Raw genomic sequence first — 25,093 nt, 5'->3', positions numbered from 1 at the left:
TTAATAAAACAAAAAGATTAACAGAATTAATTGTTAATCTTTTTGTCCTACTTTAAGAACTTTTATATTATTGAAATTACCAAATCTGCTAATATGTACCAAAACTTTATATATATCTTGCTTTAGAATTTTTAAAAAATATTCTGCTTCTTTTTTATCATCAAATTGATAAAAACCCACAGATTGTGTAACATTAAAATTTGTAGTTATAAAAGGAAGGAAATAAGTAGAAAGCGGAACTATAATAAGATATTTATCAAAGATATCTTGTTTAATTTTTGCATATCTTATTTGTTTAATAGTATGAATTGTCGGATATTTAAATTCTTGATCTTGGTTATCACTAAGCAATATACTTTTAGTAAAGTTGTGTAAATCACAGCGATATTTAAATCCTGTAGGGTCATTATTGATTAATAATTGAACTAAATCTAATGTTTCTTGTGATATGTATAAAGGTATAAATGGTAAACTTGGATAAATTACTACATTTTCTTGAATGTCTTTTTTAAGAAAACTATTATATATGGTGGTTTTATGATCAAAAATACCTTTTTGTCATACAAAAACACAAAAAGAAGAACCGACTTTATTAAAATATCTTTTTACATCATTGTCAATCACAATAAAACTCCCATTTTTAAGAAGTTTTTTCAATGTAGTATTATGGTTGTTGAAAGACATTCAATTGTTCGGAGTTATAAAACATAAATATCCATTATCCTTTAATAAATCAATAGAATATTCAATAAATTTATTTGATAAACTTCTATTTTTGTTTTCGCCACCTGAATATGGTAGATTTGCTAATATTAAATCATATTTTATATTAAATTCATCATTTAAATCAAAAGCATCACCACATCTTAGATGTGGTGGATTCAATAATTCCTTGCAATTATCAACTCTTAACTCGCTTATTTCATTAAAATAAATATTATTAAGTTGTGTTTTTGTAGCACAATATGCACCAAAATTACCATTTCCAGAGCACGGATCAAGAATTTTTAAGTCTTTCCTGCTTCATAACTCATTTGGGATATAATTTATCATTTTTTCAACACATTCCATTGGAGTACATATATCATCCCGAGATTTCATATGATTTTGATCTTCATTTAGTTTATTTAAGAACTCTTTTATTTTCTGGTATTCAAATTGATTGTTTACCTCTGTATTATTAATATTATTTTTTTTCATACTATTTCTTTCTAGTCATTTTGGATTGAATATTTGCTATTGGTTTTTGATGAAATTGATTTAAATATATGTTTAATAACCTATCTTCTACGAAAATGCTTGCAGGAGAAGCAACAAAAGCGAATTCACCATAATATTCTACTTGCAGTGGTTTTTGAGGTTGATATAGATATAATTTGAATTCTAACCTTGTGCTTACAAAGGATTGTAAAATCTTTATATTAGTTGTAGATGCAGTTCTTCAGTTAACAACAGTACCACAATTATAAGATTGCAATCTATATATAAATGGTGTTCTAGTTTGACCAAACTTAATAATATATTCATTATTATCTATATATGCTGTTATCATATAAACAACACCCACTTCGTTTTCGAAAATTTCTTTGCTTTTTCATTATGAAAATCAAAAGCTACTATTTTTTCATTATATCGTTTGTCATCCTTAATTATTAACGGTTTTGCTTTTAATTTACAAATAAATTGAAAATCTTTAATTCCTTCAAACTTGAAATCTGACAATTTAGGTTGAGTTATGACATCTTGATATAAAAGGGGGAGTCATTTTTGTTTTCAAAGAAAACAAATTTTTCAATGCATTTATATAATCAACACCTATTTTTGATTCATATGTTGATTCATCTATTTTATTACAAAGTTGTTTTAGTTGCTCAATATCTCTCATTCATTATCCTTATATATAATATTCTATTATAAATTTTTAAAATAACTGATAAAAATTTTGGTTGTGAATTACCTTGTGACTAAAAATAAATTACAATATTAAACGAGACAAACATAAAGAATTCAGGAAGTTTTACATCCAATATGATAAAATTTTAATAAAAGGAAATAAAATGCAAATTAATAAAATTTACCACCTAGACTGTATCAATTTGTTCAAGCAAATGAAACAAAATCATATTAGTGTTGACTGCATTATTGCAGATCCACCTTATAATATAAGTCGTAAAAATAATTTTCATACTATTAATCGACAAGGAATTGACTTTGGTAATTGAGATAAAGATTTTGATCAAACACACTGAATTAAAGAAGTTAAAGTGCTTTTAAAACCTGGTGGTAGTATTTTGATATTTAATGATTGAAAAAACCTTGGAGCAATTGCTGAAGCACTAAATCAAAGCGGTTTAATTGTTAAGGATTTAATTCGTTGAATTAAACCCAATCCGATGCCCCGAAATATTAATAGAAGGTATATAACAGACTTTGAATTTATTATTTGAGCCGTTAAACCTGGTAAAAAATGAATTTTTAATTTTGACAATAACAAAGATTATCCATATAAAAAACCTGAATATAATTTTGCAGTTGAAAATTCTAAAACCGTAAGGATTCATCCGACTCAAAAACCAGAAAAACTAATTATGGAATTAATTAAAACACATACGAATAAAGGTGATTTGATTCTTGATCCTTTTATGGGTAGTGGAAGCACAGCAATAGCAGCAATAAAATTAGGAAGAAATTTTATTGGTAGTGAAATAAGCGATGACTATTTTAAAAAATCACAGAAAAGAATATTAAAAAATGCAAAATAAACATATACGTTCTCCGCTTAATCATTTAGGTAATAAATATCGTATTTTAGACATTATTTTTACTAATTTACCTAGTATGCAGGCAAGTACGAAATTTGTTGATGTTTTTGGTGGTAGTTTTAATGTTGGTATAAATAGCCCATTTAAAAATGTTATTTATAATGAATATGATAAAGCACTTTTTGAAATATTAACATCTTTTTTATATACAGAATTTGACATAATAGACAAAAAAATCAACGAAAAACTAGAAGAATATCAACTAAGTTATAAAAAAAATTATAAAGAAAATAAAGAGAAGTATTTAGTTATAAGAAATGACTATAATGAAACTAAGGATATAATATTATTAATAATATTAGTATTTTTTAGTTTTAATTCAGAATTGCGCTTCAATAAAAAAGGTTTTTTTAATGTTCCAATAGGAAAAAGTGGTTATACCAAATATAGAAGAAGTAATTTAATAAAATTTATAGAATTATCCAAAACTAAATTAATTCAAACATATAATTTAGATTTTGGAGATTTAGTGCTTGATTTAATTTCAAAGTATAAAACAGATCAAATTATATTTTATTTTGATCCCCCATACCTTATTTCAAATGCTACATATAATAATAATTGAAGCATTGATGATGAAAAAAGGTTGATAAAAATCTTGCAAAAATTAAATGATAAAAAATATAAATTTATTTTATCTAACTTTATAAAAAATGGAGATGTTGAAAATAATATATTAAAAGAATTTTTAGAAAAAAATAAAAATTTTGTTATAAAAGAAGTTCCCACAAATTATAAAAGTAGCAATTATCAAAGAACCTCAAAAAATACAACGGAGATATTAGTAAAAAATTATGAAGTATAATGTCAAATTATGAAAGATAGGTGATACATCCTGGAGAAAAAATAATCAAATTGCTTTGTATAATTTTGTCATAGATTATATATATAAACAAAATATAATTTCTGATTTATTAGGCGAATATCAAAACTTTTGAAATGTTTGTGTAAAAGAAGGATTTAAACAAAAAAATACAAGTTATTTAGAAAAAGATATAAATTTACTGTTTAAGACTTTAAGAAACTTTAGCTTAATAAAAAAGAATGAAAAAAAAGAAAAAAATATAACACTTTTGAAAAATCGGGATGGTAGTTTTTTTTACAATATTCTTAGGGGAGCTAATGAAGATAGCGAAATTTTTAGATTATTAGATTTATTTGGACAATATTTTGGTATTTCATCAGACACCTTTATTTGAATCTGCTTATTTTTAAAATTTAATACAAAGGATATAAATGATAAATTTCAAAGTAAATACCCATTTCAAGAACTCTTTACTTCATTATGCAAAGAAAAATTTATGTCTAAATATGACTTAATAAATTTACATTTTGCTATTGAAGAACATCAAAGTGAAAAATGAAAGGAATTTAATTTTAGAAAGAAGATAAAAAATTGAAAATTTTATAATATTTTAAGTGAAAAAATTAAAGATAAAAATTATGATAAAGAATGAGAAATTAATTTTGAGAGAATTTTTTCATTAAAAAACTCAGAAAAAATTATAAAAATTTTAACTTTAATAGTAAAAAAAAGATTGCATCTTGAATGAAAAGTTCAAAATCAAAAACAAATTATTGATTTTTTTAAGAATATACCTTTTAATGAATTTAATGAACAAGTTAGTTATTATTCTGATATATTAACAGCAAAGGAGGAATATTTAAACCTAACTTTATATTGATTAGAAAACCTTGAAATTTTTACAATAGATTATAATAATAACGAAAAATATTTAACTTTTAGAAATGATGAGATAAGAAATTTTTTTAAATTTCTTATTCTTGAAGATAAACAAATACTTTTAAATAATTTGACTACAACATCGCTAGAAAACTTTGTTGAACAAATTTTAAAAATATTTAAAAACTATATTAATCAAACAAATATTCAAAAATATCAAAAAGCACTTATACCACCTTTTGATTTAGAAGAAGTAGTTAGCTTTATTAAAAATGGTATAAATATAAATACTTATCTACATAAGATAAAATTAGACCAATCTAAAGAAAAATGAGAACATTTAAATGGTATTTCTCGAGCAATTTTAACTGAATATTTTATTAATTTATATGTTTGATATATAACAAAAGAAAAATATTGATATGTTAATTTTCCAGAATTTCAAGACTTTGCTAACACATTACTAGATTATAATCTATATCCTAAAATGACAGCACCTGGTGGACAACCAGATGCATCTTTTGTTTCAAAAGAACTAAATATTATTGTAGAAACTACAATTTTAAATAACAAAAGTCAATTAATAAAAAATGAAATTGAACCTAATAAACGACATGCATTTGAAATATGGAAAAATAATAAAGTTAAAACAATAGTATTATTATTTAGCGAAACAATTTTCAAGAGTTTTTTGCAATATTTATATTTTGCTTTCGATGAAAGCAAAGATTTAATAAAAGAAAATAATACAAATTTATGGGTAAATACATCCAAAATGATTACTATAAAACCAATATTAATTCAAGAATATTTTCAAAACGTTAATAATTTCACTGACCATATAATAGAACTTTTAGAAAATATAGAAAAAACTAATAATCTTATTAAAGAACAAATTGTTAATAATGATAATTTTAATGATGATAATGTAACAGAATTAATGTTTATAGAAGCAATTACAAAATAAGGAGAAAAATGTTAAATATTGTTTTATACCAACCGGAAATATGTCCTAATACAGGAAATATTATTAGAACTTGTTATGCTATCGGGGCTAAATTGCATATTATTAAGCCGATATCCTTTGATTTGCACCCAAAATGACTTAGACGTTATGGTGCTGGTAGAATGCTTTCTGATATACCTCATGAAGTTCATTTTAGCTATAAAGATTTTGCTAAAAAATACACAGATAAAAAAATTTTTTATGTAACTAGATATGGTTTAAAAAGTTATACAGACATTGATTATAAAAGAGTTTATGATGAAGAAAATGAAGTTTGATTAATGTTTGGAAGAGAATCGACAGGCATTGATAAACATATTTTAGCATCCCATTTAGATGACTGCATACGTATTCCGATGGTTTCAGCAATGCGTTCGATAAATTTAGCAAATAGTGTTTGTATTTTAGGTTTTGAAGTAATGCGACAACTTAATTTTCAAAATTTATCAAGATACGAAGTAGAAAAGGGAAAGGATTTTTTATTACAATTTCAAGATGTTAACAAGTAGGGCAAACGAGAAAATCAAGTTCTTAAAGAAATTACAGTTAAAAAAGTATCGTGAGAAAGAACAGAAATTTCTTATATATGGACAACATTTAATAGAAGAAGCATTAAAAAAAGATATAGTAATTGAAATATTTGAAACACCATCACAACAACTTTATCCCAAATCTACATTAATATCCGAAACCTTAATAGAATATTTATCAGAAACAAAATCCCCATCAAAATGCCTTGCATTATGTGATAAAAGTAAACTTAAAAATCAAAGATCAAATAAAATAGTGGCATTAAATAACTTACAAGACCCTGGAAATGTAGGAACAATAATAAGACTCGCTAAGTCATTTGATTTTGATACAGTTATTGTTGAAAATCTAGATGTATATTCGGATAAAGTAATTCGTTCAAGTCAGGGTGCAATATTTGATGTTAATGTTATCACTACAAATAATTTGTATCAATATTTAATAAGCATAAAAAACAACTTTTTTATCTATACTACAGCGTTAAATAACAAAGCAGTGTCACTAAATAATGTTAATTTTAGAGAGAAAAACATCATAATAGTTTTTGGTAACGAAGGGCAAGGTATTTCAAATGAAATTCTGAAATTATCAAATCACAATATTTATATACCGATTTCTTTTGAAAGTTTAAATGTTGCAACTGCAGCAGCAATAATAATGAATAAAGTAAGGAACGGATAATGAAAATAAATGATATATTAAAAAAAATTTATGAAAAAATTGATGGTTCAACCGTAAATATCACCTTAGAAGGATATAGTCCTGAACAAGTAAATAAAATTTTTTCAGAAATTATTGACGAACTATTAATTGCAAGCAGTAAAATAGAGCAAAAAGATCAAGAAATAAATACATTAAATGATGAAATAAAAAAACTACAAAAGCAATTAAGCGAAAGTGATTATGAAAAGAATAGACTAACAAATAAGCTGAGTTTATATAAAAAGGACGAAAATGATCGAAAATAAAAATGAATTTGAACAACTAATCCAATGATATCCTGGACATATGGCAAAGGGTTTTAGACAAATAAAAGAAAATTCAAAATTGGCAGATATATTTATTGTTGTTTTAGATGCAAGATGTCCAATAAGTTCATATAATGAAGATTTTGATCAAATTTCACCACAAAAACCAAGACTTTTTATTATCACAAAAAGCGACTTAATGGATGTAAGCAAAAAACAACAAATACAAAAAAGATTTGCTAATGAACAACTTTTATGACTTGATTTGAGGAATAAGAGATCAAAAAATATAATTTTAAATAAACTAAAACAGATGAACAAGGAACGGATGGCAAAAGATAAAACCAAAGGAATTATTCAAACAAAAATTAAGTCTTTTGTTGTGGGAATACCTAATTGTGGAAAGAGTACATTGATTAATTTAGTTTCATCAAAAGCGACGTTAAAAGTTGCTAATTTCCCTGGAGTTACCAGAGAACAAAAATGAGTAGTAAATAATGAATTTTTGTTTTTAGATACACCAGGGATATTATTACCAAGGTTTAATGATCAAGAAACAGCTGTTAAATTACTCACTATAGGTTCAATAAAATTAGAAAATTTCCCCATAGCGAGCGTTGCTAACAAAATATGAGCACTATTATCTAAATATTATCCACAAAAATTAATCGAAATAGGTATGCAACCACAAGAAGATGTTAGCAAAATTTATAATCTGTTTTATGATTATGCTCAAAAATTTAATATCTATAAAGAAAAAGGTAAAATTGATTTACCAAAAGCACAAAATCATTTTGTACAATGGGTAAAAAAATTAAAAGGTGTTACATTTGATTAATTTTGTCAAAGAATCATATTTTATAAAAAAATCTGAATTTATAGGATATGTATTTTCGATAAAATCTAAAAGACAAATACCAGAATATTTAGATTTTGTTAAAAACCAACACAAAAAAGCTCGTCATACAGTATATGCTTATATAACTTCGCAAAACGGTGTTCAATCAGCAGGTTATAACGATGATGGAGAACCAAAAAATACTGCTGGAAAACCTATTTATCAACTGTTACAGCTTATGAAGCTTGAAAATATTTTAGTTGTTGTTGTAAGATATTTTGGTGGTATAAAATTAGGTGTGGGTGGTTTAATTAGAGCCTATAGACAAGCAAGCTTATTAGCAATAGATAAATTTAAGGAGAAAAAATGATTAAATTAACCAAACAAAGAGATGATTCTTTATTGTTAAAACCAGCATTCGAAGGAATGGATTTTCCTGATTATGTAGGTGAGAAAGAGTTTTGTGTAACTAACAATCACGCTACAAAAGAAGCATATGTATATATTAAGAAAGAAGATCAAAATATTTTTTCTTTAAAAGAGTGAATTAAAAACTTTGCAAGCAATTTAAATTTTGATTATCAAATTGATTTAGAGGCATTTGCATCACTTTTTAACAAAGAACAGTTACTTCGTTTATTTGTTTTTGGGATATATTTTGCAAAAGCAAAATTATTCCAAAAACACTATGAGCAAGAAGAAAAAGTTGAAAAAAACATCGTGATTTTAGATGTAGATTTAGATGAGAAAACATTTGAAATATTTAATAACTTCAAAATAGTTGCTAAAGCAGTTTCAGATGTCCGAAATCTACAAATTACACCAGAAAACTTCCTAAATTCTGAGCAATTAGCCGCACATATTGCAAGTGACTTTAGCGGAATAGAAAATTTAGAAGTTAAAATTTTAACTAAAAAAGAAATACAAGAACTAAATATGGGACTTATTTTATCCGTAAATCAAGGAAGCACCCACGAACCAAGAGTTGTTATTGTTAAATATTTAGCAAATCCAGAAAGCCGGGAAATCACATCTGTTGTAGGTAAAGGAATCACATTTGATACAGGTGGAGTTAATACAAAAGGATATCATATGAACGGAATGAAATATGATATGTCAGGTTCAGTTATAGTTGCATATGCTGTGAAAGCACTTGCTCAATTGAAAGCTAAGGTTAATGCATATGCTGTTATGTGTATTACAGACAACAGACTTGATGGCGATGCATCACTACCAGAAAATGTTTATCAATCGATGGCTGGTAAATGAGTTGAAGTTGTTGATACTGATGCAGAGGGTCGTTTAGTGCTTGCTGATGGGATTTTTTATGCAGCTGAAAAATTAAATTCTACTACGATTATCGATGTAGCAACATTAACTGGAACAATTTTGACAGCATTATCAAATGTTTATACCGGGATATGATCTACATGTGATAAAAAATGAGATGTATTTAGTGAATCAGCCAAAAAAGCACAAGAAAAAGTATGAAGAATGCCGTTTCACAAAGACTTTGATACAGGAAATAAAGGTTCAAAAGTTGCTGATCTAGCAAATTGATCAAGCAAGGTTCGTTCTGATTCAAATCAAGCTGCATTATTTCTAAAAGAGTTTACAAAAGGAGTGGATTTTATTCATTGTGATGTTGCTGGAACAGCAGATAAAAATGGTATACCACAAGGAGAATTGGTAGCAACATTGGTTGAAGCTATATTAAGGTTGCAGAAGTAGGGAATTTTGGTTGATAATTCACATGGGTATAAAAATGAATCGTTAATTGTTGAATTAATAAATGGTAAGAGAATAAAAGATCTTAGTATTGTATTTAAACATTTTATAGAGGATATTTGTCTGGATAACAATTTAAAATGCGATTCAAATACAAAAGTTTTTGCTAGGCTCGCTGAAAAAGAAAAAGATAATCAATCTGGTAAAAAAGTAAATACAAAAATTGATATATTTATATATATTGATAGCAGAAAATTTTCTATAAGCACAAAAATAGGTTCAGCAATAGTATACATCAAGAATCAGTTGGTAGTTTTGTGAAATGAATCCAAACATCTTCTTTAAAAATTATTCCAGGTTTTTCTGTTAATGACATTAAATTGTTAATATGAGGTGATGGAACATTGGATGGTTCATCAAAGATTGAATATGATTCACACGGAAATGTTAAGGGAAGATTCACAACAAAGGAATTTAAGAAATTATTCCCTGAGAAACATCTGCTTATATGTAAGTTTTTTGATAATAATAAATCAATGCTCATAAATAGAGCATTATTTACAGGAAAAACAAGCACACAGGTAGATTATGTGTATCATGGTAATTTTATGTCAGGTTATTGAGCGAGTAGAGATGATATTTTAAAATACAATCTTAATAATCCCTTATATACTAGTACATTTAATATAGGTCGTTTGTCTTTTCAAACCTATAATGCATATAAGAAAGGAACAATAGCTGGGTCAAAAAAGAGAGGGCAAATACAGTTTAAGTATTCAACGATGCTTTCTGATATACAGGATATAATGTTGCAGCGAAAAAACAGTATTGGAAAACTTGGTGGTGATATAGAAGAATTTAATTTTGTAAAATATATGAATCATCACAAAGAAAATTCCTATTGAAAAATTCTTAGATTTCATCTGAATCTTCGTGATGATAAGGAATATTATATTATTAATATCGTAGAGAATAAGTACTCAAATTTAGCCAACAAAAAAGTAAAATGTAAGAGTGATTGCTATATTATAGAAACCCAAAAAACATTAGATAGAGACTTTTTGTTATTAAATCAATATATCTTGACCGAAAAGAATCTCAAATATGTAAGTGATTATAAAATAGTCCAAAATTCTGGTATATCAATTAAGATGAAAACATCTAAAAATTTTACATATTCAAAATTAAGTATCAAGACTTTTATAAAAACATTTTCCGATTATATTGAAAATGTTACTTTTTATGCAACTATACTTCTGCTTTACACAACCGAAAAAGAAAAACAAAGAAACAGTAAAATTTTAAACGATCTAATAGTTGATAGAACAGAATTTGATTTGTTTATATTGAAAAGATATAATATTAAAAGTATAAACGATGTGAATCAGTTAGTTAAGTTAAAAAATGAAGCAAAGAAAGAAATTAATAACATTATCTTGAATAATAAAAAAATATATGATGGAATTTTTTATGGTAAGGGATGATTCGAGGAACCTTTTTGTAGTAGTTTCACATTTATAGATAGTAAGTTGCTACCTATAGATATTTATCCATACAGAATAGATAATGGTTCAGGAAGAAGTAGAGGGATTTACACAATAATATTTAAACCCCATTAACTTATTTATTTGTCTTATCTATAAATAAGTTTTTTTGAATATTTCTTTGCAAAGTTAAGATTAAATTTCTAGCTATTAATTCAACTACAGGAATTACAATAGAATTCCCAATTTGCATATAACTTCTATTATAGTTTTCTCGTATTATATAACCATCAGGAAAACCCATTAATTTTAAACACTCTCTAATAGAAAATTTTCTCATATATTTATATATAACAGGAACATTATTACCCCCCGTCCCCATTTTTGCAGTTAAACAAGGAGAGATACCATTTCTACTTAAAGAAACTTTTGATGGACGAATGTTATTTGCTATTATTGGTTCATCATTCAATGTGGAGTTTTTAAATTTAAATTCTTCTATATGTTTATTTATGTTGTTTATTGCAATTTTACTTATGTTTTTTTGTATTTTTAGTTTCAATTATATCTTTGAGTGTGTTTTTTAATTTCTGTTTATTCGGAAATATAGAATCAAATGTGTCTATATTTATACTTTTATGAATTCCGACACAATATCATCTGTTTCGGTTTTGCGGAATATTATAATCTTTTGCATTCAATAACTTTCAACTTACATTATACCCCAATTCATTAAGAGTTTCTAGTATTACTTTTAGTGTATTACCGTTGTCATGATTTACTAAACCAGGAACATTTTCTAATATAAAAGAAATGGGTTGTTTATCCCTTAAAATCCTTGCAATTTGAAAAAACAGTATACCTCTGTCATCATCAAAGCCCAATCTCTTACCTGCTGTAGAAAAAGGTTGACAAGGAAAACCGGCACATAATATTTGGTGTTCCGGTATATCATTAGAATTTATTTTAAATATATCACCAGCAGGAAATTCGCCAAAATTATTTTGATAAGTATCAGAAGCATATTTATCAATTTCTGATGAAAACACACATTTTGCACCTACATTTTCTAGTGCTATTCGAAAACCACCTATACCAGCAAATAAATCAATAAATTTAAACTCCATAAAATTATTTTATCATATCTTTTATAAGGTTAAATATTGATGTTATAACAGGTGGGGAAACTGCATTTCCAGATTGTTTATAAAGTTGTGTATCACTAATGTTAATAGATTTTATGTTATCAACAAAAGGTTTGTTAAATCCTTGTACATAGAAGTTTTCAGAAGGTGTAAGTTTTCTAATATAATATTTATTTTTTTTCTTTATTAATATTTTTGTTGTATCTGATCTTGCTAATAATGTAGGTGAAATACCATTTGGATGATGTATTCTTCTTTGTCTTTCATGATCATTATAAATATCCTTTGGCAGTTGAAAAAGTCTTATGATTTTTTGTTCTTTGGAAACATCACAATAATCGATTCTTAGGCTATTTAAAAATTTATCTAATTTTTCTGATTTAATAAAATATTTTTCATCTACATCTTTCTCTAGAACATCTGATAAAACTATAAACTTATCAGATGTCTTGATATTTTTAAAGAAATTAAAACTTCTAAACTTATTATTCTTGTTAGTTCTTGCTTGATAAAATCAACTTTTTTATTTTTATCATTTATATATTTTTGGCTTTTATAATCTAATATTCCAATAATGTAAGTTCTATTGCGATTCTGTGGGACTTGAAAATTTGCTGAATTTAAAATGCTAAAATCAATCGTATATCCAATTTCGTTAAGAATTTTTAGAATTGATAATATAGTTTGTCCGTGATTGTGCGAAACTATATTCTCGACATTTTCTAACAAAATAACTTTAGGTAGTTTTTTCTTGATTATTCTTACTACTTCAAAAAATAGAGTTCCCCTTTTAGTATTAAATCCTTGTCTTTTTCCAGCAATACTAAAAGATTGACAAGGAAAACCAGCAATTAAAATATCGTGATTAGGGACATCTTCTTCATTTATTTTTGTAATATCTCCTACAATATTAGCATCTATAAAATTTGATAGGTAAGACTTTGTTGCAAATTTATCTATTTCTGAAGCAAAAACAAACTCTGCATTTATTTCAGAGTTCAAAATACCAACTTCAAAACCACCTATGCCAGAGAACAAACTAGCAATTTTATAAGTCTTATCTTTATGCTTCATATTATCCTTGATATAGTTATTTATCTATAATCTTTCCACTAATACGATGTCTTTTTTCATCTATTTCGACTATTTCTGTGTCTACTATCATTCCTACATAAAATTGCTCATAGATTGAGCTACCTAGTAAATTAGCATCTTTTTTTGGAACAAAAAGATGTTTTTTAAGTCCAATATAAATAAATAAACCAAAATCAGTTACATTTTCAACTGTACCTTTTAATTTATTACCTGGGTTCAATTCTCATTCATCTAGATAAAAATCTTTTACCAAAAAACCAGTTTTATCTTTATCAAAATTCTTTATCGGATTAGATAAAGCATCCAGAATCAGTTTAATATCATATTCGTTTGAATTAAATTCATCAATAAGTTGTTCAATATTTAAATGTGAAACATCTATTCCTTTTTCGTTTGGTATTAGATTGTATTTGTTAATAATTTTATTTGCTAAATCATATGATTCAGGGTGGATGAAGGTTTTGTCTAAAAAGTTATCTGAATTAAAGATTCTCAAAAAACCTATACACTGTTGATAAGTTTTTTCACCCAATCCTTTGATAGATAGCAGTTGCTTGCGATTTGTAAATACACCATTATTTCTACGATGTTCAAGTATTTTTTCAACATTTGCTTTGTTTAAGCCTGAAACATAAGACAAAATTGATTTTGTTGCTGAGTTTAAGTCCACTCCAGTTTCATTTACTACCTTATTTACCTTGTGATTTAGTGATTCTTCGAGTTCTTTTTGGTTTACATCATGTTGATATTGCCCCACACCAATTGATTTAGGATCGATTTTTACTAGTTCATTTAGTGGGTCTAAGAATTTACGTCCGATATTGATCGCACTACGCTCTTCAACGGATAAGTTAGGAAATTCTTCTTGGGCTACTTTTGATGCAGAATAAACACTAGCTCCAACCTCTGAAACCACAGTTCATTTAACTTTAATTTTTCTTTTTTTGATAAATTCAGCGATAAATCTCTCTGTTTCTTGTGAAGCTGTTCCGTTTCCTATAACGACTATATCTATTTGTGGAAACTGAGCAAATAATTCTTTTAATTTACCAGTAGCACTCGGTTGATTATTGTTTTCTTTACTATAAAACCTTGTAAAAGAAGGAAAAATTTTATCTACTTTTAAAACATCTCCGTTTGGATTTAAAACAGCAATTTTGCAACCATTTTTATAACCAGGATCGATTGATAAAACTGTATGTCCGTATGTTGCAGGAGCAGTTAGAAGTTTTTCAACTGAGTTAGCAAAAATCTGAATTGCTTTATGTTGTGCTATTTCAAAAAGTTCATTAAATATTTCTGTTTCAATCGAAGTTAAAATAAGTCGTTTTAAAGCATCCTGTAATGGTAAAAGTAGTTTTTTTTCGTTAATTTTATGTTTATCAACTATCCTTAAAATACCATTTATAATAGGTTCTTTTTTATATTCAAAGTTTTTAGTTATGATTTTTAGCTTGCTTGCTCGATTAATTGCAAGTATGTTATAGTTTTTAACATCTCTAATGTGTCGATCAAATTTATAATAACTTAAAAACTTATTTTCAGGGTCTTCTACACTTTTGTTTCGTTTAGTTTTTAAATGAGCATTCTTAATGATATATTTTTTAACAAAATCTCTAACTTTAACATCTTGAGATATATTTTGAGCAATAATGAAATTAGCCTGTTCAATAGCAAAATCTATTGATGTAATCTTATCATTTAAATATTTTGAGGCCTCATTGTGGATGTTAAATTTAGGATTTTTATTATTTAAAATACTATCTGCAAGTGGTTTTAAACCCAATGAAATAGCTTGACTGGCTTTTGTAATTTTACCAACTTTAAAGGGTTCATAGATTGCTTCTAACTCGCTTTTTGTTTGTGCTTTAAAAATCGCATTTTTGATTTCATTTGTTAGCAAATCTTTTTCTTTAAGTATTTCAATGATACTTTCTTTGCGTATTTCAAGTTCAACATTATACTTATATTCTTTTTCTATTTCAAAAATTTGTTCTTCATTTAAACCCTTTGTTTCATCTTGACGGTATCTAGAAATAAAAGGGATTGTATTTCCTTCTTGCAGCATCGATAAAACTTTGTTTACTTGAAATGTTGTGATTCTTAGTTTTTCTGATAATAAATTAATTACTTTTTGATTCATATGCTTCCTTTTGAATAAGTTTCTTAAAGTCCTTTTTTTCTTTATTTGTTTTTGCTTTCATCGCATTTAATTGTGTTTTAACATCATCTTTATTTATAATTGGTATTTGTTTTTTAGCAAAATCATCAAGCATTGAAATTGTTTCATTAATTTTATCATCCGTTATAAATATAATATGAGATTCTAAATCATTTATCTGTATATCCGAAATATACGGAACAATAATTAAATATGCATATGGAACATTTTTACCAATAATCTTGAAGGTATGATTAAGATTTCTTTGTGCTTGTAAGATAGGGTTATTTACAAAATTTGGTTTTTTGTGATTTTTGTTATATATTTTAAGTTTATCATCAGTTCATAAACCTACTATTTCTCCTTGATATAACTTAATTTCGCATATGACTAAAAAAGAATCAGAAATTAAATATCCATCTGTTTCGAATGCTTTTTGTTGATAATAAAAAATTCCACCATTTACATATTCAAAACTCTTTTTAACTAATGCTTTTTTGATTGCTTGCGAAATTTTTTGTTCATATATATGTCCTTTTTTATTGCTTTTGTAATCGTATTTGTATTTTCATATCAAATATCAAATCACAAGGGTTATAAAAAGTAAAGTAAAAAAACTAATAAAAAAGATGGTTAAAATTAAGTGTGTTTTTCAATCCATATTACTCCGATTAAAAAATTGAACTATTTATGTTCAATTTTACCATTTTGGTTTGATTCTTCACATTTTTCCATACATTCTGCTTTTTTATTTTTAAAACCAATAATTTTTAGCACACAAGGATTAAATCATCGAGCAGTCAATCCTTGCATAAACATATAGAATGCAGGAGCAAATAAACCACCTAACATCATTGAAATTGTTGCAGAAATTACTGAATTTCGATAAACAGATACTACTGCAGCAGAAACAGAATTTGTTGCATCTTTGATAACATCATAGCCTTGCAAGGTGTTTTTAATTTGTAAGTATCCATCTGAAGCGATGTTGTTTTCAAAAGCAAGAACAGGTAATTGTTGTGCTAAACCACGAAATGGATTAATGGCTACCGACCCACCTAAAAGCCCCATTCATACAGTAAGAGAAAAAATAAACATTATTAAGATATCACGGTATTTATCATTTATATTAGGCGAAAAAATAGGAAAAAGCAAGATTGCAGTCATAATTAGTTCAATAAAAAATATTCATATCGAACCACTTAGCATTGCATAATTAGGTGTTCAGTCTCCACGGAAAAAGTAATATGCTTTTTTGGTAGCAGTTATTGTATTTCAAGGTTGATTAGATAAATAACCAATATGATGTGCTGCGGTTGCTTTACCAACAGCAAAAATAATAGCACCAGCAACTATTGCTGCAAGCATTTGCATAAATATTTTATATGATACATATCAACCTGTTTGACTACCACACAGATATCGATACATTGACACAGCAGGATTTAGGTCACTACTTCATCTGTTGAAAATAAATAAAACTAAACCAACGGCTATAAACCCCACATAAAAACCGACTACAATTGGATGTAATAAAAAGTTTTCTATTGTTAAAGGAGAACCTTGTCCTTTTACAACAGTTATATTAGTAGATAAACCCGCAAGCAGTAATGTTAATAATAATGTTCCAAAAAACTCTGAAAAACCATGAATAATTCAAGATTTTATATCTTTGGGACGCTCTGCAGATGTTCTGTTTTTTCTTCTTAGTTTAAAAAAACTAAAAACACTTGGTTTGGGTGAATTACAAGTTTTATCCATTATGTTTCCGTTCTTAATTTTGATTTAGTTTTTATTTCAAACATTATTTTATTTCTATTAATTATATAAATAATATAAATGGTGATTAAACATAAATAATAATGTTATTTATTTAATGATTATTATATACCTTTTTATACAAAAATAATATAAAATAATGTGTAGTCATATAAATTCATTTCCTTTTTTGGTTCATTTACAGTTTATTTTGTAAAAAAATAAATAATAAAAACGGAGAAATGATGAAAGATGTAATTTTATATTTTAGTACAAAATTTAAAGGCGACCAATATCAAATTTATAAACACATTCAAAATGGTAGTCAGATTCCTAATAAAGAAATAGAAAATATTAAAAACAACCTAAGAAATTTAGGTATCGAATATAAAACAATTATCGAAAACAACTATCCTAAGGAGTTATATGAAATAAATGAATGTGTTTTTGCTATTTATTATCGTGGTAATTATGATTTAGTTGCTGCAAAAGAAAAATTTTATATTATTAATGAACTTTGAGACACTTATAATTGGAGCATAATAAACAAAAACCTTGATGTACTAGTAAAAGAAGTTGTATTGATAACCAATGATTACAAAAAGACCGAAAGTGAATTTGTAAATTTATTTCGATCTAAAGGAGGTAAAATCATACATTTAGCCAAGGAAGGTCTTGATAGTTATGATTATCGTGGAATGAATTTAGATAATGAACTTGTTATAAGTCAATATCCACCTGATACACATCCACAGATTAAATACTTTAAACAAAGTAATTTTATTGCAGCAACACTAGCAAAATGTTTGTTATCCTTGTCACTAAAAAAAGAATCTAAGTCAAATAATTTAATATCAGCATTTTTAAACTTAGGCAAAGAAATATTTTGCTTTCCAGGTTCTGATATTGATGATGGTAATAACCAACTTATTGCATCGGGTGCTAATCTGATTTGATCAATATCAAAGGTACTGAATATTTAAAAGAAGAGCGAATGCCCTTCTTTTGTTAATTTAATTTTCTTTCAGGGTATACTGAAACAAATTTTCTGTTTCTTCTGCTTTCGTATTTTATATAACCATCAATTAAAGTAAATAAAGTATCATCGCCACCACGCCCCACATTATTACCTGCATGGATTTTGGTTCCACGTTGTCTATAAATAATTGATCCAGCAGTAGCGAATTGTCCGTCACCTAATTTAGCACCTAAACGTTTTGAGTGTGAATCACGACCATTACGTGTAGATCCACCTGCTTTTGTCTTTGCCATTTCTTATTATCCTTGAATAGACACTATCTTAACACGTGTATATGGTTGACGGTGTCCAAGCTTTCTTTTGTGTGTTGATTTTGCATTGTGACGATATACTATAATTTTCTTTGCTTTACCTTGTTTTTCAATTGTTCCGGTTACAAAAGCATCTTTTAAATAAGGAGTACCAATCTTGGTATCTACAAGTAAAACCTTATCAAATTTTACTTCACTACCCTCTTCTCCATCGATTTTTTCGATAAAAATGGTTTGTCCTTCTTTAACTAAAATTTGTTTTCCACCTGTTTCAATAATTGCTAACATGCAATCCTCCAAAAAGTGGCTCGTCTTTGAGGTGAGCTATGCTACTTAAACCTTTTCAGAACGGTTACTCATGGTAACTAATTTATTATACCAAAAAGAGTTTATATCCAAATTAAAAGATAATATAGTTTGTTTTAGAATTTGTTGTTGAACTTTTCTCATTATGACTTCATTTGTAAGTTGTTGTTTTATCTTTTATTTCACCATTTGCTGAAAATGCTGTTCTAAACAAACCAACTATTGAAGCAAGTGATGAAGCTAACAAAGGAATACCAGTGAGTAAACTTAAAAAAGCAAAACCTGGTTTAATCTTGTTAAGTTGTCTTCCTTTAATTTCTTGTAGTTGATTAAGTCTCATTTATACCTCCACTTTTATTATTAATAAAAATAAAATTAGCACTAAAATAGCACTAATTTTAATGTTCGACAAATTCGGTATTAAAGTTTCCGACAACTTGTTTTACCCTTGAAATTGATATTCAAATGTTTGGATCAATTAATTTTAAATCAGAAATTATGTTAGGTGTTTCTAAAATAAGCATAACTGTTGAAATTTTTGTTGCTTGTTTACCTGTATATCCTGATTTATAAGATTCAATTCGATATGAATGTCAGTAGTTTATTAGACGAAAGTAAGCTAATACTTTTTCAGGATTACAACTGATAATAGTGACATCAACTTTTTTATATTTTGGATAAAGAATATCAATAAAAACATTAACAATTAAAATATATAAAAATGTTGTTAATTCACGGATACCAAAATAAATTCGATGTGGACCACTCCCATTAACACTATTTTTATTGTTAAAAATTTCTTTGAGTTTATTTATATCTCAACTACCATTTATAAATGCATTATCCTTGTATACAGGCATATTTGCAATATTTGTAATAACCCTCCCTTCGTTATCTAATGGATTGGGATATAAATAGTTAGGTTTTAAAAAAGCAAAGATGATTAAAAATGTAATAGCAGTAGCAACTCCGATAATTGATAACACATGGCCTACATTTTTCTTTGATTTAACCGAAAAATAATAAGCAATAATATCAGTTCCACCGGTCGATCCACCCGATCTTCAAGAAATCGAGATACCTAAAGCAATAAATAATGCACCAATAAAAGAATAAACGATATTACTTCAGTTGCTTGTAGGTTCATTTCTTTCAGTAAATGTAATAAATTCCTGTAAGCCGACAGATATTACAGGGGTAGTAAAGAAAAGGTTAGTTAATATCTGAAATAACATAAACGTTAGGGTTAAAAAGATAAAACTTTTTTTAATCTTTCATCCAAAAATTAAAAATAAAGGGATATTGAATGCTAAATATAACAAAGCAAAATAAGGTTCCACAGCAGGTACTGCATATTGAATTAATGTAGGTATTCCAGTTACACCAGATGGGATAGTTTCTGCTCGTTTTAAGAAGATTTGAATTCCTGCATTAAACAATAAAGAAGCAATAAATATAAAGATTATCTTATTTCAGTATCTTTTGAACAATCTTTTAAAATTTAATCCATGATCTTTAGAATTTAAAAGATATACACCCATCTTGTATTTAAGATGATGTGTGTTATTTTCGATGTTTTCTAAATCGATATTATTGTTTAATTTTTTGTCTACTATATTAGCAACTTTATGCTCATCTAATGCTTTATTTATGTGAAACTCACAGCAATTATTATCATTTGAATTAGTATTATCTAATGAAGTCATATTGATATAATTTTATTCTTTTTTAATAAAAAAGAAATTTATTGTATTTTCAAAAATAACTATGTAACGGGAAAATAAAGTTATATTTCCACAAAAACTTTATCATTTATGAATCAAAATATAAAAAAAGGGAGAGTGTTGTCCGACACTCCCGAGCTGCAGATAATCACTTTTATTCTGGCACAGCATGAACTTAGCTAAGGTTCATTTTAAATACTGGGTTTTCACCAAGCACCTTGACTTTGGTCAATATACTCTTTTCGGATTCTGGGTGCTACTAACACACGGAGTTTTTATACTGCTATTCACATAGCGATCAACCGAAAACCTATGTTTGGTAACGTTTGATTGCAACCACCACAGTTGTCAACAAACACACAGGCAAACTTGTGTTATCCGTTAAAGTAATTAAAAACAGTTTCAACCACCTACTTTTGTTAATACGATAACTCAGACGGTGTTCCAACCGTAAGTAGGTGTGCATTAAATCCAAGCAAGATTCACTCTGCCACCTTTTTTAATATTTTATCACTTTGTGTACGAGAAGTAAGAAAATAATTTCATTTTTATTTAAAAAAATAACACAGGAAATTCTCAAAATTTGATACAATTATTCTACATTTAAAAAATTAATATTAATACAATCATATATATATATATATATGGAGGACCTTATGAAAGACAAGAAAAAGAAAAATAAATTAGCAATGTTTTTAGTTTCTTCAGCAGTTTTTGCATCTGCAGTTACTGCTGCAGTTATTGCTGCTGTGTATGCACCTAGATCATCTGAACTAACTTCAGAAGAGAAAGCAAAGGAAACTGAAATAAATCCCAAACCACCTAAACAAGAAAAACCAATTGATGTTGTTCCTGTTGCGCCGGTAGAAAGAAAAGAACAATATTTAAAAGATATCAATGCTATTAAAAATACTGTAAATACCAAGAGATTTTCAAAAACATCTTATTTTGACTATAAAAGCAATGAATTGTTAGACGACTTACGTAGTTTAAATACGGTTAATAAGAAAGCAAACCCAAGCGAAATGGATGCTAACAAGATGTCAATTCTTTTTGAAAAAGCATGATCATTAATCAAAGTTTCTGATGCGATTGAATCGTTATTTAACAAGGTTGCAAAATCTAACTTCATTGATGAAATTAAAAAAACTTTTTATTTAGATGAATATCAAAATTTATTATGAAAAGTTCAAAAACAACAAACAGATGAAGCGAAAATAAATGATGATCGCTTTAAGCAAAATGAAGCATATGCTGCATCTATTGATGATTCAGATAAACCGAATAGTTTAGTTAAACAACTTCAATCATTAAAGGTTAGATCGGATTATCAAAAGAATTTTGAAACTATAGATTATTTACAAAGATTAATATCACTTATAAAAGATAAAAAAGAAGCAAATGCAGATTCTCAGCCACAATTACAAAAAGAGTTAAATGCTATTAAAATCTCATTAGAAACTGCACTATTAGATAACCCTGATGCAAATGTAAATGATAAACTTGAAAGTCTAAAAACAAAAGTATTAGGTAAATTAAAAACTGAGAATACAGATGAAAATCAAAGAGGTCAGTTACTTTTAGATGCTCAAAAGGATTCATTAATTCAATTAACTAAACAGTCAGAAGATTTAGATAAGTTTGATAATCAAATTAAAAATGCAAAAACACAAGCAGAGTTAGATAAAGTAAAAAATGATCTTGATAAAGCACTTGATTTATTGTGAGTTAATACACATACACTTGCTATTTCACAAAGATTAGATAATTTTAAAGTTAAATTTGACCAAGCAGGTGAAAAAATCATTACTATAGAAAATAAACGTTTATTTAACGGAAACTATTTAGATCAAAGGGTTACTCAGATTCAATATGATTCAATAATGAATGAAAATCCAGAACTTCAAAAAGAATCATTTATCAAATCTGTTAAAATGTTCCGTAATAAAGTTGCTGAATTAAAAGCGTTGATTGCTAAAATAGATTCAAGCAATACGGTGCAAAAAACATATTCTGATAATTTAAGTCAAATAATAAGCGATGAAAATAAAACACTTTATGATATTAATCTGCTTGAAGAACAAGTTAATGCAACACTAAAAAAACAAGACTTTGTTAAGCAAGAAGTTGATTTATTAAATAAAAATACAGAAGTTCCATCAAATGTTAAAAGTGCATTCATTGATTTATTGAATGCTTCTGTAAATGATTCATTATTAAAATTAGATCAAATTAAATGACTTTTTGAATTATATATATCTACTTTAAATATTAAAAAGGCCGCATTAGATGAAATAAATAAAATCGCTGATGATGCTAAAAAGCAAGAACTTTTAAAAGCATTTAATGAAATAATTTCACCTATTTTAGATAAAACCGATGCAACTTCTGCAGATATTAGTAAGTCTGTTACTGATATACTTGAGAAAATTGCGACAAAAGCAAAAGAATATAGTGAAACAATAGAAAAAGTACAAAAAGACAAAAATGAAGATGAACTCAAGAATTTTAAATTTGACCAAATCGATAATCGTGCTAAATTTTTACAATTATTAACTAAGGCACAAACTGCAAATAATGCTGTTGCAAAAAGAAAAGCAATTAACGAGGTTGAATTAGGTTATGTAAAGAGCATTCAAGATATAATTAATGAAGCACAAAAGCAAAAACAAACTAATTTCAATAATGTAACCAAAGATGGTGATAAAGAAATAGCTGATATTAATACTATCTATGCAAACCTTAAAACAGTTGAATCAAGCATTGTTGAAGATACCACAACTGAAAAAATAATTAAAGTTTTAGAAGATGCTAATGCAGCAGATATCGCTACCTTAAAAGCAACCGTTGGAGCTTTAACAAGTGATCAATCAACTAAATTTGATAATGAACTTGAAGAAGCCAAAAAAGCCACATCAAATACAGATAAACTTAAAAAATTACAAGAGTTGAAAACAAAATTATTTGAAGCGAAAAATAAAGCAGTGGATGCAGATCAAAGTCTGATTCCAGATTTAATTGAAAAATTAACCGTTCAAAAAACCAGGGACACATTTAAAGAATATTATCAAAAAAATAAAGCAACAATGACTAGTGCTCAATTGGTTAATTATTTTCTATATGGTAATCCAACAAACGAATCTGATAATACTAAACAAGGTATATTAACACAATTAAATTCAGAGTTAAATTCCGAATTAGTTATTCAGTATAAAAATAAATTTGATTTAGATAAAATGTTAGTTGATTCAAATCCACAGAAAAAAGAATCATTTGATACAGTTTCAACCGAATTTTCTAAGGCATTAACAAATAATGTTATTGATTTATCAAGGGCAGTAGATACTGTTAAAGCAGCAAAAACTTTTGTTGGTAAATTAATAGCTGATGCATATGATTTATGAACAAAAACATTGTTTATTAGTCAAGAAGATGGGGTTAATGGAATTGGAACTACTAAATTTAGACAAATTATTCGCGATGCTGAGGGTTCAGAGGAAAAACTTAAAAAAGCAATTGGTATCGGTAATCAATTGCTAGAAAAATTTAGATTTGCAGTTGTAATGGATTTAAGAAAACTTTCTGATGTAGATCAGAGAAAAGCACATTTAATTGAATTTCTTCAAGGAAAAGGTTCGGATCATGTTCCAAATTCTGTAAGAACTTATAAAGAACTATCAATATTTATTAATGCAATTGTAGATACACAGAAATTAATAGATCAAATTAAAGACCAAAATAATAAATCTCAATTGCAAGAAGAATTACGTATTGCAACAGTAGTCTCAAAAGTAAATGATGTAAAAGTTAAAGTTCAAAAAGCATTAGATGAACAAAATAAACAAGATGCTGAAATTGATAAAAGAGATTTTGATGCTAAAAAACCTAAAATTGCTTCATTAGCAGCAACAATAACAAATACTGATGCAAAAACTAAGCTAACCAAACAAGTTAATGATTCTACTAATCTGCAAGAGTTGAATATCGCGCAAAAAGCAGTTAATGATCAACTTGCTAATGAAAAGACAGCGAAAGATTTAGCTGATTTAAAAGCAGAAGTTCAAACATTAATTAATAAGCTTTCAGAAGCAGACAAACCAACATATCAAGCAAAATTAGATAAACCAGAAAATAATAATACCAAAGCACTTACTGCTTTAAAAAACGAAGTAGAAGTAAAACTTGATCAAAAAAATAAACCGACTCAATCAAAACCAACAGATTCACAAATAACTTCTGAGCAAAAACAAACTCCACAACCACAAGAAGAAACAAAAAATCCAAATAACCAACAAGCAAACACAGAGCAAAACCCTCAAACAAAAGCAAACGATCAATCAAAACAAGATAAACCAAAAACAAATGAAAGCACAACAACTAATACAGAAACTAAAACACCTACAAATTCTAGGAATAGCAAATCAAAAACAACAGCCGCAATAATAGCAGCAGTAGTTTCTTCTGTAATCGCACTTATAACTCTACTTTCATTTGGTTGATATTTAAAGAAAAAGAAAAATAATAAAGCATAAAATATAGCACCAATGGTGCTA

At 26.8% G+C, this 25,093-nt stretch carries 27 protein-coding genes; 13 read left to right on the top strand and 14 right to left on the bottom strand.

What is annotated here, in order from left to right; all coding sequences use genetic code 4:
• Positions 1-33: 33 nt before the first annotated feature.
• The 3 genes from ACXYRQ_RS03665 to ACXYRQ_RS03655 form a co-directional block, all read right to left on the bottom strand.
• Positions 34-1,200 carry an Eco57I restriction-modification methylase domain-containing protein gene (locus ACXYRQ_RS03665; protein WP_458614845.1) on the bottom strand — a complete coding sequence of 389 codons (1,167 nt, stop codon included), beginning with the start codon at positions 1,198-1,200 and terminating at the stop codon, positions 34-36.
• A 1-nt stretch (position 1,201) separates the two neighbouring features.
• Positions 1,202-1,552 (bottom strand): hypothetical protein, encoded by a 351-nt coding sequence (locus ACXYRQ_RS03660; RefSeq protein WP_458598035.1) that lies wholly within the window; start codon positions 1,550-1,552, stop codon positions 1,202-1,204.
• Between the two features lie 171 nt (positions 1,553-1,723).
• Positions 1,724-1,885, bottom strand: a complete 162-nt coding sequence (locus tag ACXYRQ_RS03655) for a hypothetical protein (protein ID WP_458614844.1) — start codon at positions 1,883-1,885, stop codon at positions 1,724-1,726.
• A 172-nt stretch (positions 1,886-2,057) separates the two neighbouring features.
• On the opposite strand from ACXYRQ_RS03655, the gene ACXYRQ_RS03650 reads away from it, so the two are divergent.
• From ACXYRQ_RS03650 to ACXYRQ_RS03600, 11 genes are read left to right on the top strand one after another with little or no spacing between them, the layout of a single operon-like run.
• The gene (locus tag ACXYRQ_RS03650; RefSeq protein WP_458607402.1) at positions 2,058-2,762 is read left to right on the top strand and encodes a DNA-methyltransferase; all 705 of its coding nucleotides are present in this window, start codon (positions 2,058-2,060) and stop codon (positions 2,760-2,762) included.
• Positions 2,752-3,627, top strand: coding sequence for a DNA adenine methylase (locus ACXYRQ_RS03645; protein WP_458614843.1), 876 nt, complete (start codon positions 2,752-2,754; stop codon positions 3,625-3,627). The genes ACXYRQ_RS03650 and ACXYRQ_RS03645 overlap by 11 nt, the downstream gene beginning before the upstream one ends.
• Positions 3,617-5,473 (top strand): hypothetical protein, encoded by a 1,857-nt coding sequence (locus tag ACXYRQ_RS03640; RefSeq protein ID WP_458614842.1) that lies wholly within the window; start codon positions 3,617-3,619, stop codon positions 5,471-5,473. Before ACXYRQ_RS03645 ends, ACXYRQ_RS03640 begins: the two co-directional genes overlap by 11 nt.
• An 8-nt stretch (positions 5,474-5,481) precedes the next feature.
• Positions 5,482-6,021, top strand: a complete 540-nt coding sequence (locus tag ACXYRQ_RS03635; RefSeq protein ID WP_435128789.1) for a tRNA (cytidine(34)-2'-O)-methyltransferase — start codon at positions 5,482-5,484, stop codon at positions 6,019-6,021.
• Positions 6,008-6,724: a TrmH family RNA methyltransferase gene (locus tag ACXYRQ_RS03630; RefSeq protein WP_458614841.1), complete on the top strand. Its 717-nt coding sequence runs from the start codon at positions 6,008-6,010 to the stop codon at positions 6,722-6,724. The genes ACXYRQ_RS03635 and ACXYRQ_RS03630 overlap by 14 nt, the downstream gene beginning before the upstream one ends.
• Entirely contained in the window at positions 6,724-7,011 is a 288-nt protein-coding gene (locus ACXYRQ_RS03625) for a hypothetical protein (RefSeq protein WP_435128783.1), read from the top strand. The genes ACXYRQ_RS03630 and ACXYRQ_RS03625 overlap by 1 nt, the downstream gene beginning before the upstream one ends.
• Positions 6,998-7,849, top strand: coding sequence for a ribosome biogenesis GTPase YlqF (gene ylqF / locus ACXYRQ_RS03620; protein WP_435128780.1), 852 nt, complete (start codon positions 6,998-7,000; stop codon positions 7,847-7,849). Before ACXYRQ_RS03625 ends, ylqF begins: the two co-directional genes overlap by 14 nt.
• The gene (locus ACXYRQ_RS03615) at positions 7,842-8,228 is read left to right on the top strand and encodes a YigZ family protein (RefSeq protein WP_458614225.1); all 387 of its coding nucleotides are present in this window, start codon (positions 7,842-7,844) and stop codon (positions 8,226-8,228) included. Before ylqF ends, ACXYRQ_RS03615 begins: the two co-directional genes overlap by 8 nt.
• Positions 8,216-9,580, top strand: a complete 1,365-nt coding sequence (locus tag ACXYRQ_RS03610) for a M17 family metallopeptidase (RefSeq protein ID WP_458614224.1) — start codon at positions 8,216-8,218, stop codon at positions 9,578-9,580. Before ACXYRQ_RS03615 ends, ACXYRQ_RS03610 begins: the two co-directional genes overlap by 13 nt.
• Positions 9,581-9,586: 6 nt before the next feature.
• Positions 9,587-9,922 carry a hypothetical protein gene (locus ACXYRQ_RS03605; RefSeq protein ID WP_458598052.1) on the top strand — a complete coding sequence of 112 codons (336 nt, stop codon included), beginning with the start codon at positions 9,587-9,589 and terminating at the stop codon, positions 9,920-9,922.
• Complete coding sequence (locus tag ACXYRQ_RS03600) at positions 9,895-11,196, top strand: hypothetical protein (RefSeq protein ID WP_458598054.1); 1,302 nt, start codon at positions 9,895-9,897, stop codon at positions 11,194-11,196. Before ACXYRQ_RS03605 ends, ACXYRQ_RS03600 begins: the two co-directional genes overlap by 28 nt.
• Position 11,197: 1 nt before the next feature.
• Here the strand turns inward: ACXYRQ_RS03600 and ACXYRQ_RS03595 are convergent, their stop codons facing one another.
• Genes ACXYRQ_RS03595 through ACXYRQ_RS03565 form a run of 7 tightly spaced genes read right to left on the bottom strand, consistent with a single transcriptional unit; the run spans position 11,198 to position 17,223 of the window.
• The gene (locus ACXYRQ_RS03595; RefSeq protein WP_458614840.1) at positions 11,198-11,623 is read right to left on the bottom strand and encodes a DNA cytosine methyltransferase; all 426 of its coding nucleotides are present in this window, start codon (positions 11,621-11,623) and stop codon (positions 11,198-11,200) included.
• Positions 11,592-12,188: a DNA cytosine methyltransferase gene (locus ACXYRQ_RS03590; RefSeq protein ID WP_458614839.1), complete on the bottom strand. Its 597-nt coding sequence runs from the start codon at positions 12,186-12,188 to the stop codon at positions 11,592-11,594. Before ACXYRQ_RS03590 ends, ACXYRQ_RS03595 begins: the two co-directional genes overlap by 32 nt.
• A gap of 4 nt (positions 12,189-12,192) precedes the next feature.
• The gene (locus tag ACXYRQ_RS03585; RefSeq protein WP_458614847.1) at positions 12,193-12,591 is read right to left on the bottom strand and encodes a DNA cytosine methyltransferase; all 399 of its coding nucleotides are present in this window, start codon (positions 12,589-12,591) and stop codon (positions 12,193-12,195) included.
• A 44-nt stretch (positions 12,592-12,635) separates the two neighbouring features.
• A complete protein-coding gene (locus tag ACXYRQ_RS03580) occupies positions 12,636-13,280 on the bottom strand; it encodes a DNA cytosine methyltransferase (protein WP_458614838.1) in 645 nt (214 codons plus the stop codon).
• A 16-nt stretch (positions 13,281-13,296) separates the two neighbouring features.
• Complete coding sequence (locus ACXYRQ_RS03575; RefSeq protein WP_458607394.1) at positions 13,297-15,444, bottom strand: helix-hairpin-helix domain-containing protein; 2,148 nt, start codon at positions 15,442-15,444, stop codon at positions 13,297-13,299.
• Positions 15,425-16,123: an NERD domain-containing protein gene (locus ACXYRQ_RS03570; protein ID WP_458607393.1), complete on the bottom strand. Its 699-nt coding sequence runs from the start codon at positions 16,121-16,123 to the stop codon at positions 15,425-15,427. Before ACXYRQ_RS03570 ends, ACXYRQ_RS03575 begins: the two co-directional genes overlap by 20 nt.
• A 23-nt stretch (positions 16,124-16,146) precedes the next feature.
• Complete coding sequence (locus tag ACXYRQ_RS03565; protein WP_458614837.1) at positions 16,147-17,223, bottom strand: aquaporin; 1,077 nt, start codon at positions 17,221-17,223, stop codon at positions 16,147-16,149.
• A gap of 242 nt (positions 17,224-17,465) precedes the next feature.
• Between ACXYRQ_RS03565 and ACXYRQ_RS03560 the strand changes: the two genes are divergently transcribed.
• A complete protein-coding gene (locus ACXYRQ_RS03560) occupies positions 17,466-18,203 on the top strand; it encodes a DNA-processing protein DprA (RefSeq protein ID WP_458598066.1) in 738 nt (245 codons plus the stop codon).
• 25 nt (positions 18,204-18,228) lie between these two features.
• Here the strand turns inward: ACXYRQ_RS03560 and rpmA are convergent, their stop codons facing one another.
• The 4 genes from rpmA to ACXYRQ_RS03540 form a co-directional block, all read right to left on the bottom strand.
• On the bottom strand, positions 18,229-18,492 hold the full coding sequence (rpmA, locus tag ACXYRQ_RS03555; protein ID WP_458607391.1) for a 50S ribosomal protein L27: 264 nt from the start codon (positions 18,490-18,492) through the stop codon (positions 18,229-18,231).
• Positions 18,493-18,498: 6 nt separating this feature from the next.
• The gene (rplU, locus tag ACXYRQ_RS03550) at positions 18,499-18,798 is read right to left on the bottom strand and encodes a 50S ribosomal protein L21 (protein ID WP_435129922.1); all 300 of its coding nucleotides are present in this window, start codon (positions 18,796-18,798) and stop codon (positions 18,499-18,501) included.
• A gap of 112 nt (positions 18,799-18,910) precedes the next feature.
• Positions 18,911-19,156, bottom strand: a complete 246-nt coding sequence (locus tag ACXYRQ_RS03545; RefSeq protein WP_435129919.1) for a hypothetical protein — start codon at positions 19,154-19,156, stop codon at positions 18,911-18,913.
• A gap of 58 nt (positions 19,157-19,214) precedes the next feature.
• Positions 19,215-20,522: a YitT family protein gene (locus ACXYRQ_RS03540; protein ID WP_458607390.1), complete on the bottom strand. Its 1,308-nt coding sequence runs from the start codon at positions 20,520-20,522 to the stop codon at positions 19,215-19,217.
• A 674-nt stretch (positions 20,523-21,196) separates the two neighbouring features.
• On the opposite strand from ACXYRQ_RS03540, the gene ACXYRQ_RS03535 reads away from it, so the two are divergent.
• Positions 21,197-25,072: a hypothetical protein gene (locus ACXYRQ_RS03535; RefSeq protein ID WP_458614836.1), complete on the top strand. Its 3,876-nt coding sequence runs from the start codon at positions 21,197-21,199 to the stop codon at positions 25,070-25,072.
• The last annotated feature ends 21 nt before the right edge of the window (positions 25,073-25,093 follow it).

It is taken from the genome of Mycoplasma sp. 394, assembly GCF_054353895.1.
The sequence above is the reverse complement of the archived record's forward strand: the minus strand, read 5'-3'. Positions and strand labels throughout refer to the sequence as shown.